This window comes from Streptomyces violaceusniger Tu 4113, assembly GCF_000147815.2.
Classification (GTDB): Bacteria; Actinomycetota; Actinomycetes; order Streptomycetales; family Streptomycetaceae; genus Streptomyces; species Streptomyces violaceusniger_A.
Window position 1 is genome coordinate 1,931,184 of record NC_015957.1, and the last position, 14,626, is coordinate 1,945,809.

Genomic DNA, 14,626 nt, shown 5'->3' on the forward strand with positions numbered 1-14,626 from the left:
CGCCTACGGTGGGAGGAGAGACACCACTTCAGAAGGGTCGGGATCCGCTGTGCCAGACACAAACGAAGCTGTCACCCACGCGTTCTGGCTCGCCGGCCGCAAGGCGACGGGCGAGAGCACGCTCGAGGTCACCTCGCCCTGGGACGGCCGCCGCGTCGGCGTGGTGAGCGTTCCCACCGATGCGCAGATCGAGGAGGCCGTCGCCGCGGCCGACGCGGTGCGCGAGGAGTTCGCCGCGACCCCCGCGCATGTCCGGGCCGCCGCGCTGGACCATGTGTCGCGCCGTTTCGCCGAGCGCAGTGAGGAGATCGCCCGGCTGATCTCGGACGAGAACGGCAAGCCGATCAAGTGGGCGCGCGGCGAGGTGGGCCGCGCCGTGTCCGTCTTCCGGTTCGCGGCCGAGGAGGCCCGCCGGTTCAACAGCGGGGAGGCCCAGCGGCTGGACACCGACGCCGGTGGCACCGGGCGGCTCGCGCTGACCCGCCGCTTCCCGCGCGGCACCGTGCTCGGCATCGCGCCGTTCAACTTCCCGCTGAACCTCAGCGCCCACAAGGTCGCCCCGGCGATCGCGGTCGGCACGCCGATCATCCTCAAGCCGGCGCCCGCCACCCCGCTGTCCGCGCTGATCCTCGGCGAGCTGCTGGCCGAGACCGAGCTCCCGGCGGGCTCCTGGAGCGTCCTTACGGTGCCCAACGACCGGATGCCCGCGCTGGTCCAGGACGAGCGGCTGCCGGTCATCTCCTTCACCGGTTCGGAGAAGGTCGGCTACGCGATCAAGGAGTCGGTGCCGCTCAAGCACTGCACCCTGGAGCTCGGTGGCAACGGCGCCGCGGTCGTCCTGTCGGACTACGCCTCCGACGCCGACCTCGACTGGGCGGCCACCCGCATCGGCACCTTCTCCAACTACCAGGGCGGACAGTCCTGCATCTCCGTGCAGCGGGTGATCGCGGACGCGTCCGTCTACGAGGAGCTCGTGCCGAAGATCGTCGCGGCCGTCGAGGGGCAGGTCACCGGCGACCCGACCGACGACGCCACCGATGTCGGCCCGCTGATCAGCGAGGACGCCGCCAAGCGCGTCGAGTCCTGGGTCGACGAGGCCGTCCGGGCCGGTGCGAAGCTGCTGACCGGCGGCAAGCGTGAGGGCTCGAACTACGCCCCGACCGTGCTCGCGGACGTCCCCGCGGATGCCACCCTCTCCTGCGAGGAGATCTTCGGACCGGTGCTCACCCTGCACAAGGTGACGGACGAGGACGAGGCGTTCGCGGCCGTCAACGACTCCAAGTACGGCCTCCAGGCGGGCGTCTTCACCCGCGAGGTGCGCACCGCCTTCCGCGCCCACCGCGCGCTGGAGGTCGGCGGCGTGATCATCGGCGATGTGCCCTCGTACCGCGCCGATCAGATGCCGTACGGCGGCGCCAAGAAGTCCGGCGTCGGCCGCGAGGGCGTGCGGTACGCGATGGAGGACTACACCTACGAGCGGGTCATGGTCCTCACCGGCCTCGACCTCTGATCCACCCCGCCGGGCCCCGCCCCACGGCGGGGCACGGCGTAGGGGGAAGGCTCGCCCCGGCCGCTCCGGACCCAACCCTCAGTCGGAGAAGCCGAGACGGGCCAGTCTCAGACCGCCGCGCAGCGTGATGTGCAGGTCCTGGACGCCGGTCGGCGGCGTGGGCAGGGCGGCGTGGACCGCGGTGTACGCGTAGCGGCCGCCGGTGGGCGGGACGGAGACGGTGGCCAAGGTGGTGCCGTCGGCGAGATGCACCTCGACCGTCGCGTCATCCCCCGCCCCGGCCCCGGCCGCATCCCGCGCCGCCTCGACGTTCATCGACGTGGCGCCCGCGCCGAAGTCGCAGGCGCGGAAGAGCAGTCGGCCGACCGCGTCATCACGGCAGGCCACCGCGTCCCCGCGGACCTTGGTGCGGTCCACCAGCACGATCCCGTCCGCCACGTCGTAGTCCGCGGCCTCCAGACCGCGCCGCAGCACCGGGCGCGGCGCGGGCGGCGGCCCCTCGACGGTGACGGTGGCGGTGGCGCGCAGGTCCGCGCTGGACGCGCCCGCGTGGATCTCGTACGTACCCGGGTCGACGGTCCAGCGGCCGTGCGCCACGTCCCAGAAGCCCAGCGCGTCCTCGATCGGCACGGTGAAGAACAGCCGCACCCGCTCGCCCCGGCGCAGCCGCACCCGACGGTGGGCGATCAGCCGGCGGTGCGGCAGCGGGACCCGCGACCCCGGCGCGCTCGCGTAGATCTGCACGACCTCGTCGCCGTCGTACGGACCGGAGTTGGTGACCTCGCACTCCACGGTGAGGCCCGCCTCCCGCCGCACCGACAGCTCGCCGTAGCTGAAGTCGGTGTACGACAGGCCGTGTCCGAAGGGGAAGAGCGGGGCGCCGTCGAAGTACAGATAGGTGGCGCGCGAGGCGATGATGTCGTAGTCGAGCAGGTCCGGCAGCTCGTCGTGGGAGGCGTACCAGGTCTGCGGCAGCCGCCCCGCCGGTGAGACGTCCCCGAACAGCACCCGGGCCAGCGCCGTGCCCGCCGCCTGGCCGCCGTGTGCCGTCCACAGCAGCGCGGGCAGTGCGTCGGCCGCATCCCCGACGGCGTAGGGGTAGCTGGACGTCAGCACCAGCGCGGTCCGCGGATTGGCGGCGTGGGCCGCGCGCCACAGCCGCTCCTGCTGGGCGGGCAGGGCGAGGGTGGTGCGGTCCTCGGTCTCCCGGCCGCCGATCTGCGGGTCGTTGCCCGCCACGACCACCACGGCGTCCGCCCGCGCGGCGGCGCGGGCCACCGCGTCCTCGCCGCGCTCGACGACCTCCAGCCGGAAGACGGTCTCCTCCTTACTGCCGTCACGCTCGGCAACCTTCAGCCCGCCCGCGGCGACACAGACGTAGCCGCCCGTCCCCAGGTGCCGGAGGAGGTGTCCGTCGCGGTGCGCTTCGAGCGTGAACGTCTCCTGGACCACCCAGCCCCCGGGCCGCTCGGCCGCCGCGCGCACGAAGCCGTCGTCGGCCACCGTCAGATAGCGGCCGGAGGGCGCGCGCAGGGTGAGTACACCGCCGCCCCAGTCGGCCAGGGACAGATCGGTGGGGGTGTCGCCGACGGTCAGCGGGGGCAGATCGGTACGGCCCGCCGTCTGGGCAGGGTCGAGCGAGCCTTCGTCTGCCGGGACCTCGTCCGTGGGCCCTTCGTCCGTCGGCCCCTCCTCCGCCGGACCCTCGCCCTCCGCCGCCGCGTCCGGCACCCGCACCCAACCGGCCGCGGTGCGCAGCCGTACGGTGTCCAGGCCGTCCGCGAATACCACCCGGTCCGCGCCGAGCCGCTCGGCCAGCGCCTCGCGCGGCGTACTGCGCCGGATCAGGCTGCCGCTGTACCAGTCCAGCTTGCACTCGTCCGCGAGCGGACCGACGACCGCGAGGGTGCGGACGCCGCTCTCGGAGAGCGGCAGCAGACCGTCGTTGGCAAGCAGGACGACGGCCTGTTCGGCGGCCTCCAGGGCGAGCGCGCGATGAGCGGGTGTGTCGAAGGCCCCGTCGATTCCGCCCGCCGCTCCCTCGAACTCGTCGAGCTCGTCGAGCTCGCCCAGCGCACACCGCATCGCCAGCAGCCGCCCCACCGCCGTGTCCACCGTGGACGCGTCGATCAGCCCGCGCTCCAGGGCGCCCCGGACCCGCGCGATCGTCTTCGACGCGTCCTGGTCGTGGTCGGTGAAGCTGTCCACCCCCGCCAGCAGAGCGGCGGCGACGGCCTCCTCATGGGTGTCGAAGTAGTGCTCGGAGTCGACCAGATTGGACGGCGCGCCCGCGTCGGAGCAGACCACCAATTCCTGGTCGGTCCAGGTGCGCAACTGCTCGCGCAGATACGGGGAGACGTGGTTGGGCCGCCCGTTGACCAGGTTGTACGCGGGCATCACCCCGGCCACCGCGCCCGCCCGCACCGCCCCGCGGAAGGCCGCCAGATCGTATTCGTGCAGCACCCGTGGCCGCACCGAGGAGGAGGTGGTGTCCCGGTCGGTCTCGTTGTTGTGCGCCAGCCAGTGCTTGAGGACGGGCGCGGTGCGCCAGCGTTCCGGGTGGTCGCCGCGCAGCCCGCGGGTGTAGGCCGTGGCCAGGGCCGAGGTGAGACAGGGATCCTCGGCGTATCCCTCCTCGTTGCGGCCCCAGCGCGGATCGCGCAGCAGATTCACCGTCGGCGACCACACATTGAGGCCCACCCGCGGATCGCGTGCGCGCATGGCCCGCGCCTCGCGGCCGACCGCCTCGCCGACGCGCCGTACCAGCTCCGGGTTCCAGGTCGCGCCGAGCCCGACGGCCTGGGGAAAGACGGTCGCCGGACCCATCCAGGCGACACCGTGCAGCGCCTCCTGCCCGGTCCGGAAGGGCGCGAGGCCGAGCCGCTCCACTCCGGGCGCGAACTGGTGCAGCATCGCGATCCGCTCATCGAGCGTGAGCCGGGCCAGCAGATCCGCCACGCGCGTACGCACCGGCAGCCGCGTATCGCGAAACGGCGGACGTGTGATCAGGCCACCGTCATCACTCATCACGGATACCGATCCCCTTCCCCAGTTCGTCGGAGACGTGCCGCACAACGTGATGCATCATCAATTCGAAGCGCTTCGATGCTGGAGGTGCCACACCGGCCCTGTCAAGGCTCAACGGGTCAACGGCCCGCAAGCGCCACCACGGTTGCCCAGATCCTCGATCGCCAGATGCCCAACGGCTCATTTCGACACCGCTCTTGCGCGACCTCACCCCCCGACTTAACCTCAGCGCAATATCGAAGCGCTTCGACCATCGGTCGTACGGCGGGCACGCCACGAAGGGTTGACGCACATGTCGAACTCCCAGGCTTCGGCCTCCACTTCCGCTCCCAGCCGAAGAACCTTCCTGGCCTCCACGGCGGTTGCCGCGGCGGCCGTAACGGGAGGGATACCGCTGCTGTCCGGGTGCTCCACCGAGGAGGGCTCCGGCAAGGGCGGCACCACCTCCGGCAAGGAGCTGAAGAACCTGCTGCCGACCTATGTGGCCTCGACGGTGGCGGACCCGGACATCCCCAGCGTCAACGGCTCCAGCCCCGGCTACACCAAGGCCCCGCCCGCCGCCGCTCTGGTCGCCTCCGTGAAGGGCAAGCCCGGCCACGGCGGCAGCTACACGATGTTCGAACCGCTGTGGGGCACCCCGCCGCCCAAGAACAACGCCTACTACAAGGCGGTCGACGACGCGCTCGGCGCCAAGATCAGCCTGCAGCCGCAGGACGGCAACACCTATGGCGAGAAGCTCGGCGCCGTCCTCGCCTCCGGCGATATCGCCGATATCGTGATGATCCCGCTGTGGGAGATGGGCGGGCGGATCCATGGTGCGGTCAGCGCCAAATTCGCCGATCTGGGCCCGTATCTCTCCGGCGACAAGGCCAAGAAATATCCGAACCTCGCCGCCATTCCCACCGCCGCCTGGCAGATGTCCGTCTTCGGCGGCAAGCTCCGCGGGCTGCCGATGCCCTCCCGCCCGCTGGCCGGCGTCATTCCGTACTACCGCGAGGACATCTTCGCCAAGGAGGGCTACCAGGTCCCGAAGAGCCCGGCGGAATTCCTCGCTCTGGCCAAGGAGATCACCCGGCCCAAGAGCAAGGTATGGGCCTGCGACGACATGTGGTGGTCGGCGCAGCGGTTCTTCGGCTGCCCGGGGGAGAAGCCCTACTACTGGGTCGAGAAGGACGGCAAGCTGGTCCACAAGGTCGAGACGGAGAACTATCTCGAGGCCCTGGAATGGTGCCGCAAGCTCTTCGCCAAGGGCTATGTGCACCCCGACGCGGTCGCGGGCAAGGGCAATGACGCGCTGACCCGCTTCACCTCCGGCCAGACGCTCCTCTACAACGACGGCGACGCCAAGTGGTACGGCGCCACCTTCGAACAGGCCGGGCCGAACCCCGAATTCAAGATCCAGGGAATGGACTGGTTCGGCCCCGGCGGCGGCGAACCGGTCATCTATCTCGACCCGCCCGCCCAGATCTGGTCCTTCCTGAACAAGAACCTCTCCAAGGACGAGATCGAGGAAATCCTCGCCCTCGCGAACTTCATCGCCGCGCCCTTCGGCACCAAGGAACAGCGCCTCATCGACTACGGCGTCGAAGGCGTGCACCACGATATGAAGAAGGGGGTGCCGGTCAAGAACGCCACGGGCGTCCGGGACGTCCAGGACACCTACCGCTTCATCGCCTCCCCACAGGCGAGCGTCGCCTATCCGGACTTTCCGCAGATGGTTGAGGACTACTGCGGCTGGATGCAGCGGATGGGCAAGTTCGCCAGGAAGCCGCTCTTCTACGGGATGCAGATCCAGGAGCCCAACCGGTACGCCTCGCTCTACACGCCCTTCGAGGACCTCGCCAAGGACGTCACCCGCGGCCGTAAGTCCATCAAGGACGCCCAGCAGGCCATCAGCGACTGGCGCGGCGGTGGCGGCGACCGGCTGCGCGACTGGTACGCGAAGCTCCTCGACAAGAACGGCAGCGGCGCCTGATGACGCTGGACATCCGCGGCCGGGCCACGAGCCGACAGAGGAGAGGCAGCCCGGCCAAGGGCCCCGGCCGCGCGAAGGCCCGTGGCGCCCCGTCGGGTCGCGGGGTCCCGACGGGCCGTGGCGGATGGTGGCACCGGCTGCGCCGGGACCGCGCCCTGCTGCTGATGACCGCGCCCGCCGTCGGTCTGCTGCTGCTGTTCACCTACGTCCCGCTGATCTGGACCACCGTCGCCTTCAAGGACTACGACCCGTTCACCCAGGGGCTGTGGACCAGCCCCTGGGTGGGCCTCGACAACTTCACCCTCCTCTTCGAGGACAGCCGCTTCTGGGACGCCTTCGCCAACACCCTCTCCATCACCTTCATCCAACTGGTGCTGTTCTTCCCGGTGCCCATCGCGCTGGCGCTGCTGCTCAACAGCGTGCTCAGCGACAGAGTCCGCGGCCTGGTGCAGTCGATCCTGTATCTGCCGCACTTCTTCTCCTGGGTGCTGGTCATCACGATCTTCCAGCAGATGCTCGGCGGCGCCGGGCTGCTCGCCCAGCAGTTGCGCGCCCATGGGCATGAGGGCTTCGACCTGATGACCGACCCGGCGGTGTTCAAGTTCCTGATCACCGCCCAGTTGGTGTGGAAGGACGCGGGCTGGGGCGTGATCGTCTTCCTGGCCGCCCTCTCCGCCGTCAACCAGGACCTCTACGAGGCCGCGGCGGTCGACGGCGCGAACCGCCGGCGCCGGATGTGGCACGTCACCCTGCCCGCGCTGCGCCCCGTGGTGGCCCTGCTGCTGGTGCTGCGCGTCGGCGATTCGCTGACCGTCGGCTTCGAGCAGATCCTGCTCCAGCGCGACGCGGTGGGGCCCGGTGCCTCGGAGGTCTTCGACACCTATGTGTGGTGGGTCGGCATCGCCAACACCGACTACGGGATCGCCGCCGCCGGCGGGCTGATCAAGGGCGTCTTCAGCCTGGTGCTGGTGCTGATCGCGAACAAAGTCGCCCATATGCTCGGCGAGCAGGGGGTTTACCGGAAATGACCGTGACCGAGCGGACCCCGGCCCCGCACCCCCCGTCCACACCCACCGCCCCGCCCCCGCGGCGCCGCGGCAGCGAGAAGCGCCCGGTGTGGGAGGAGGAGCCCGGCAAGGTCGGCCAGGGGCTCAAGGGGGTCACCCTGACCGGGGTGTGTCTGGTGATCCTCGGCCCGCTGTGGGTGGTGATCGTCACCAGCCTCTCCGACCAGCGGACCATCACCGACGCCGGGGGACTGGTGATCGTCCCCAAGACGATCACCTTCCGGGCCTACACCGAGCTGCTCAGCGGCGGCACGGTCACCCGAGCGACCCTCGTCAGCCTCGCGCTCACCGCCGTGGGCACCGTGATCAGCACCGTGGTCTCGGTCCTGTGCGCCTACGGACTGTCCCGCTCGGGGTCCTTCCTGCACCGGCCGATCCTGATGGTGCTGCTCATCACCATGTTCTTCAACGCCGGCCTCATCCCCACCTATCTGCTGGTCACCGGCGTCGGCCTGGAGGGCAGCTACTGGTCGATGATCCTTCCCGGAGCCGTCTCGGTCTTCAACGTCCTGGTGCTGCGGGCGTTCTTCCAGAACATCGCGCCGGAGCTGATCGACAGTGCCCGGATCGACGGCGCGGGGGAGTGGCGGATCCTGCTGCGCATCGTGCTGCCGCTGTCGAAGGCCGTGATCGCGGTGGTCTCGCTGTTCTACGCGGTGGGCTACTGGAGTCAGTGGTTCAACGCCATGCTCTACCTCAACGACCAGGACAAATGGCCGCTGCAGATGATCCTGCGCCAGTTGGTGATCAAGCAGCAGGCGCCGCAGGGCATGTCCCAGATGATCTCCACCCAGCAGATCCCCGGCCTGGCCGTGCAGATGGCCGTCATGGTGCTCGCGCTGATCCCCGTCGCGGTGCTCTACCCCTTCGTCCAGAAGCACTTCACCAAGGGCATGCTCACCGGCGCCGTCAAGGGCTGACGCCGGCTGCCCCCGTTCCCAGCCGACCCGAGACGGGAGCCGGTATGCCCGATCTGACCGACGCCACCCGCGGCCGCATCCTCTACGGCGGCGACTACAACCCCGAACAGTGGCCCGAGAGCGTCTGGCACGACGACATCCGGCTGATGCGCCGGGCCGGCGTCACCACCGTCACCCTCGGCGTCTTCTCCTGGGCCCGGCTCGAACCCCGCCCCGGCGCACGGGACTTCGGCTGGCTGGACCGGGTCATGGACCTGCTCCACGACGGCGGGATCGAGGTGTGCCTGGCCACCCCGACCGCCTCCCCGCCGCCCTGGATGGGCTCCCGCCACCCCGAGACCCTGCCGCGCGACGAGACCGGCTCGGTCGTCTGGTACGGCTCACGGAACCAGTTCTGCGCCTCGTCCCCCGTCTACCGCGACTACGCCCTGCGCATCACCGAGGACCTGGCCGACCGCTACGGCGGACATCCGGCCCTGCGGATGTGGCATGTCGGCAACGAGTACGGCACCCACTGCTGGTGCGATGAGACCGCCCGGCACTTCCGCCGCTGGCTGCGCGCGCGATACGGCGGCCTGGACGCCCTCAACGAGGCGTGGGGGACGGCCTTCTGGAGCCAGCGCTATGACTCCTGGGAGGAGATCATCCCGCCGCGCCGCGCCCAGTACATGATCAACCCCGGTCAGGGGCTGGACTTCCGCCGCTTCACCAGTGACGCCCTGCTGGAGTGCTTCACCGCCGAACGCGACGCGCTGGCCGCACGCACCCCGCACATCCCCGTGACCACCAACTTCATGCCGCTGTTCATCGGCCAGGACGGCTGGGCCTGGGCGGCGGAGGAGGACGTGGTCTCCGTCGACCTCTACCCCGACCCCAAGGACCCGCACGCGGCGGCCTACGGGGCGATGGTCCAGGATCTGACCCGCTCCCAGGCGGGCGGCCCCTGGGTCCTCATGGAGCAGGCCGCCGGGCCGGTCAACTGGCGCGGCGTCAACCACCCCAAGCCGGAAGGGCTGATGCGGCTGTGGTCGCTGCAAGCCGTCGCGCGCGGCGCCGACGGGATCTGCTTCTTCCAGTGGCGGCAGTCCCGGCAGGGCAGCGAGAAGTTCCACTCCGGGATGGTCCCGCACGCCGGTGAGCACAGCCGCACCTTCGCGCGGGTGCGCGAACTCGGCGCCGAGCTGCGCGAACTGGCCCCGGTCACCGGCTCGGACGTCCCCGCGCGGGCCGCGATCCTGCACGACTGGCACTCCTGGTGGGCCACCGTCCAGGACGGCCGCCCCTCCTCCCGGGTCCCTTACGAAGGGCTGCTGCGCGCCTGGCACCGGGCCCTGTGGGAGCGGAACCTCACCACCGACTTCGCCCATCCGCACGCCGACCTCACCGACTACGCCCTCGTCGCCGTCCCTCAGCTATATCTGCTGACCGACGAGGCGCTGGAGAACCTCGCGGCGTATGTGCGCGGCGGCGGTACCCTCGTCTGCGGCTTCTTCACGGGCGTCGCCGACGAGGACGACCGGGTGCGCCCCGGCGGCGTGGACCGGCGGCTGCGCGAACTCCTCGGCATCCGTACGGTCCACGAATGGTGGCCGCTGGACGAGGGCGAGACGCTCGACGCCGAGGGCGCCTGGCTCGGCCCGTTCCACGGCACCGGCTGGTCGGAGGAGCTGGAGCCGTCCACCGCCGAACCGGTCGCCCGGATCAAGGGCGGTGAGCTCGACGGCCGCCCCGCCGTGACCCGCCACGCCTACGGCGCCGGGACCGCCTGGTACGTCTCCACCCTCCCCGAACCCGCCGCGCTGCGCGCGCTGCTCGCCCGCGCCGCCGAGGAGGCGGGGCTGGCACCGGCGCTGCCCGGTCTCCCCGAGGGCGTCGAGGCGGTGGAGCGCGGCCCGTGTCTCTTCCTCCTCAACCACGGCCGTACCCCGGCGGTCGTCCCCCTGTCGTCCCCACGGACGGATCTGCTCACCGGACGCGCGCACCACACCGGCGTCCGGCTCGACCGCTTCGCGGTCATGGTCCTGGCTCCGCCCGAATCCCCCCGTCCGATCCCCCACCCGAAGGGACAAGCCCCGTGCGACGAACCGCCCGAACGCTCTTCCTGACCCCGCTGATCGCGTTACTCGCGCTGATCGGCTTCGCCGCCGCGCCCGCCCAGGCCGCCACCTGGTCCTCCTCGGACCAGTGGGGCACCTGGTCCAACGGCGGCTACACCCTCTACAACAACATCTGGGGCTCCGGCGCCGGAGCCCAGACCATCTGGGCCAACTCCTTCAGCGACTGGGGAGTGTGGGCCGACCACCCGAACACCGGCGGCATCAAGTCCTACCCCAACGCCAAGAAGGTCGTCGGCAAGAAGATCAGCGCCATCTCCAGCCTGACCAGCACCTACAACGTCACCGTGCCGTCCTCGGGCGCGTACAACACCTCGTACGACATCTGGGACAGCAACTACGACTACGAGATCATGCTCTGGGTCAACAAGACCGGCCCGGTCGGCCCGCTCGGCACCGCCCAGGGCGATGTCTCCCTCGGTGGCCACACCTGGAGCGTCTACAAGGGCAGCAACGGGGCCAACGAGGTCTTCTCGTTCATCCGCACCTCGAACTCCACCTCCGGCTCCGTGGACATCAAGCCCATCGTGAACTGGATCAAGAACACCAAGGGCTGGTTCGGCGATGTGACCATCGGCGACGTCCAGTTCGGGTATGAGATCACCTCCTCGGCCGGCGGTCTGGACTTCCGGACCAACGGCTTCGGAGTGAGCGCGAGCTGACGTCCCCCGTACCGCCGCCGCCATGCCGCGCGGCGGCGGTACGCCTCCGGGAACGCGGCGTCAGGAGGCGCCGGGCGCCCGGCCCGAGCTGGCCCGTACGGTCAGCTCCGGGGCCAGCAGGGTCACCTGCTCCTCGAGGGGCTGCCCCTCCAGCTTCGCCACCGCCAGCTCCACCGCGCGCCGCCCCATCTCCTGCGCCGGGATGGCCACCGAGGTCAGCCGCACCGACGCCTGGGTGGCCACCTGCTCGGGACAGACGGCGACCACCGAGACGTCCTCGGGAACCGCGCGCCCCTGCCGCCGCAACAGGCTGAGCAGCGGATCGATGGCCGCCTCGTTCTGCACCACGAAACCGGTGGTGCCGGGCCGCTCGTCGAAGATCCGGGACAGCGTGCCGTCCATGGACTCGTAGCTGCCCTCGCACGGGCGGTGCAGCAGCCGCACCCCCAGCTCACCGGCGCGGCGGCGCAGCCCCCCCAGGGTCCGCTCGGCGAAGCCGGTGTGGCGCTCATAGACGGCCGCGGCCTCGCCCACGACGGCGATCTCCCGGTGGCCGAGCTCCGCCAGATGCTCGGCGCACAGCGCGCCGGTGGCGGTGAAGTCCAGATCGACGCAGGTCAGGCCGACGGTGTCGGCGGGCAGTCCGATCAGTACGGTGGGCTGGCGGGCCGCGTGCAGCAGCGGCAGCCGCTCGTCCTCCAGTTCCACATCCATCACGATCATGGCGTCGGCGAGCCCGCTGCCGGTCACCCGGCGCACCGCCGCCGGGCCCTCCTCGCCGGTGAGTAGCAGCACGTCATAGCCGTGGGAGCGGGCGGTGGTGGCGACCGCGATGGCGATCTCCATCATGACCGGCACGTACATGTCCGTCCGCAGTGGCACCATGAGCGCGAGGATGTTGGAGCGGCTGCTGGCCAGGGCGCGGGCCCCGGCGTTCGGGTGGTAGCCCAGCTCCTTGATGCTGTGCTCGACGCGCTCGCGCGTGGGGGCGGAGATCGACCGCTTGCCGCTGAGGACATAGCTCACCGTGCTGGCGGAGACTCCGGCGTGGCGGGCGACCTCGGCGAGGGTGACCATGCGTGGCGACTCCATCCGATGGGATTGCGAGAGGTTTGCGACACGATGTGGCGAAGCGCTTCGACGCATGGCCGAGCATCTTCCCGCTGGTTATGCTGATTGACAGTAGACCTGTGGCGCAGAGCTGTCCATAGTCGTCGAAGCGCTTCGACGCCGCTTAGGCGCCCCTCGCGCGCCCCCTGAGCCCACGGCCGCGGCAATCCCGCTCCATCCCCCGATTGCGGCGTCCTCCCGCTTTGCCGACCGGTCGGACCGGAGGCACACTGGCAGCGGTACGTGCCGGTAATGTCACGAGATCGTCATTCGCGGCAAGGGAGCACCGATGACCGCATCCTCCGTCAGGCCGGTGTCCGAGCATGAAGCGCGCCAGGTCGCCGAGGCCGCACGCGAACAGGTATGGCACAAGCCCAGCTTCGCCAAGGAGCTTTTCCTCGGCCGCTTCCGACTCGATCTGATCCATCCGCACCCCGCCCCCGCCCCGGATGATGTGCGCCGTGGCGAGACCTTCCTCGCCAAGCTCGGCGAGTTCTGCGAGACGCAGGTCGACGCCGCCCGCATCGAGCGCGAGGCCCAGATCCCCGACGAGACCATCCAGGGGCTCAAGGAGCTCGGCGCGCTCGGCATGAAGATCGACACCAAGTACGGGGGCCTCGGTCTCACGCAGCTCTACTACAACAAGGCCCTCGCTCTGGCCGGCTCCGCAAGCCCGGCGATCGGCGCCCTGCTCTCCGCCCACCAGTCCATCGGCGTACCGCAGCCGCTGAAGCTCTTCGGCACCCAGGAGCAGAAGGACCGCTTCCTGCCGCGCTGTGCCCGCACCGACATCTCGGCCTTCCTGCTCACCGAGCCGGACGTGGGCTCCGACCCGGCCCGCCTCGCCACCACCGCCGTGCCCGACGGCGACGGCTACCTCCTCGACGGCGTCAAGCTGTGGACCACCAACGGCGTGGTCGCCGACCTCCTGGTGGTGATGGCCCGGGTGCCGCGCTCCGAGGGCCGTAAGGGCGGCATCACCGCCTTCGTCGTCGAGACCGCCTCCGAAGGCGTCACCGTCGAGAGGCGCAACGCCTTCATGGGGCTGCGCGGCCTGGAGAACGGTGTCACCCGTTTCCACCAGGTCCGCGTCCCGGCCGCCAACCGGATCGGCCCCGAGGGCGCGGGCCTCAAGATCGCGCTGACCACGCTCAACACCGGACGGCTGTCGCTGCCCGCGATGTGCGCGGGCGCCGGGAAGTGGTGCCTGAAGATCGCCCGCGAATGGTCCGCCGCCCGTGAGCAGTGGGGCAAGCCCATCGCCAAGCACGAGGCCGTCGGCGCCAAGATCTCCTTCATCGCGGCGACCACCTTCGCCCTGGAGGCCGTCATCGACCTCGCCTCCCAGATGGCCGACGAGGACCGCAACGACATCCGCATCGAGGCGGCGCTCGCCAAGCTCTACGGCAGCGAGATGGCCTGGCTGATGGCCGACGAACTGGTCCAGATCCGCGGCGGCCGTGGCTATGAGACCGCGGCCTCGCTGGCCGCCCGCGGAGAGCGGGCCGTCCCCGCCGAGCAGATGCTCCGCGATCTGCGCATCAACCGGATCTTCGAGGGCTCGACCGAGATCATGCATCTCCTCATCGCCCGCGAGGCCGTGGACGCCCATCTGTCGGTGGCGGGCGATCTCATCGACCCCGACAAGTCCCTGCAGGACAAGGGCAAGGCGGCCGCCAAGGCCGGCGGCTTCTACGCCCGCTGGCTGCCCGGCCTGCTCGCCGGGCCCGGCCAACTGCCCCGCGCCTACCCCGAATTCCACCCGGCCGGGCATCCGGACCTCTCACCGCATCTGCGCTATGTGGAGCGCTCGGCACGCAAGCTGGCCCGCTCGACGTTCTATGCCATGTCCCGCTGGCAGGGCCGGATGGAGACCAAACAGGGCTTCCTCGCCCGGATCGTGGACATCGGCGCGGAGCTGTTCGCGATGAGCGCGGCCTGCGTACGTGCCGAGATGCTGCGCTCGCGCGGTGACCATGGCGTCGCGGCCTACCAGCTCGCCGACGCGTTCTGCCGGCAGGCCAGGATCCGCGCCGACGAGCTCTTCGGGCGGCTGTGGACCAACACCGACGAACTCGACCGCAAGGTGGTCTCCGGGGTGCTCTCCGGGGCGTACGAGTGGCTCGAGCAGGGCGTTCTCGACCCCAGCGGCGACGGCCCCTGGATCGCCGACGCCACCCCCGGCCCGACCGCCATGCAGAACGTCCACCGCCCCATCCACTGAGGAGCGGCCGAGGAGTC

9 protein-coding genes are annotated in these 14,626 nt (G+C 70.6%); 7 read left to right on the top strand and 2 right to left on the bottom strand.

Going from position 1 to position 14,626, the window contains the following annotated elements:
- Positions 1–49: 49 nt before the first annotated feature.
- On the top strand, positions 50–1,510 hold the full coding sequence (locus STRVI_RS08655) for an aldehyde dehydrogenase family protein (RefSeq protein WP_014055252.1): 1,461 nt from the start codon (positions 50–52) through the stop codon (positions 1,508–1,510).
- 78 nt (positions 1,511–1,588) lie between these two features.
- Here STRVI_RS08655 and STRVI_RS08660 read toward each other — a convergent pair whose 3' ends face one another.
- Entirely contained in the window at positions 1,589–4,537 is a 2,949-nt protein-coding gene (locus STRVI_RS08660; RefSeq protein WP_014055253.1) for a glycoside hydrolase family 3 C-terminal domain-containing protein, read from the bottom strand.
- A gap of 292 nt (positions 4,538–4,829) precedes the next feature.
- Here STRVI_RS08660 and STRVI_RS08665 point away from each other — a divergent pair, with 292 nt between their 5' ends.
- Genes STRVI_RS08665 through STRVI_RS08685 form a run of 5 tightly spaced genes read left to right on the top strand, consistent with a single transcriptional unit; the run spans position 4,830 to position 11,275 of the window.
- Complete coding sequence (locus STRVI_RS08665) at positions 4,830–6,512, top strand: extracellular solute-binding protein (protein WP_014055254.1); 1,683 nt, start codon at positions 4,830–4,832, stop codon at positions 6,510–6,512.
- Positions 6,512–7,540 (top strand): ABC transporter permease, encoded by a 1,029-nt coding sequence (locus tag STRVI_RS08670; RefSeq protein ID WP_014055255.1) that lies wholly within the window; start codon positions 6,512–6,514, stop codon positions 7,538–7,540. Before STRVI_RS08665 ends, STRVI_RS08670 begins: the two co-directional genes overlap by 1 nt.
- Positions 7,537–8,499, top strand: coding sequence for a carbohydrate ABC transporter permease (locus STRVI_RS08675; protein WP_014055256.1), 963 nt, complete (start codon positions 7,537–7,539; stop codon positions 8,497–8,499). The genes STRVI_RS08670 and STRVI_RS08675 overlap by 4 nt, the downstream gene beginning before the upstream one ends.
- Positions 8,500–8,543: 44 nt before the next feature.
- On the top strand, positions 8,544–10,604 hold the full coding sequence (locus STRVI_RS08680; RefSeq protein WP_014055257.1) for a beta-galactosidase: 2,061 nt from the start codon (positions 8,544–8,546) through the stop codon (positions 10,602–10,604).
- A complete protein-coding gene (locus STRVI_RS08685) occupies positions 10,574–11,275 on the top strand; it encodes a glycoside hydrolase family 12 protein (RefSeq protein WP_014055258.1) in 702 nt (233 codons plus the stop codon). Before STRVI_RS08680 ends, STRVI_RS08685 begins: the two co-directional genes overlap by 31 nt.
- 60 nt (positions 11,276–11,335) lie before the next feature.
- On the opposite strand, the gene STRVI_RS08690 is transcribed toward STRVI_RS08685, so the two are convergent.
- On the bottom strand, positions 11,336–12,352 hold the full coding sequence (locus tag STRVI_RS08690; protein WP_014055259.1) for a LacI family DNA-binding transcriptional regulator: 1,017 nt from the start codon (positions 12,350–12,352) through the stop codon (positions 11,336–11,338).
- A gap of 322 nt (positions 12,353–12,674) precedes the next feature.
- Here STRVI_RS08690 and STRVI_RS08695 point away from each other — a divergent pair, with 322 nt between their 5' ends.
- Positions 12,675–14,609, top strand: coding sequence for an acyl-CoA dehydrogenase family protein (locus STRVI_RS08695; protein WP_014055260.1), 1,935 nt, complete (start codon positions 12,675–12,677; stop codon positions 14,607–14,609).
- Positions 14,610–14,626: the final 17 nt, after the last annotated feature.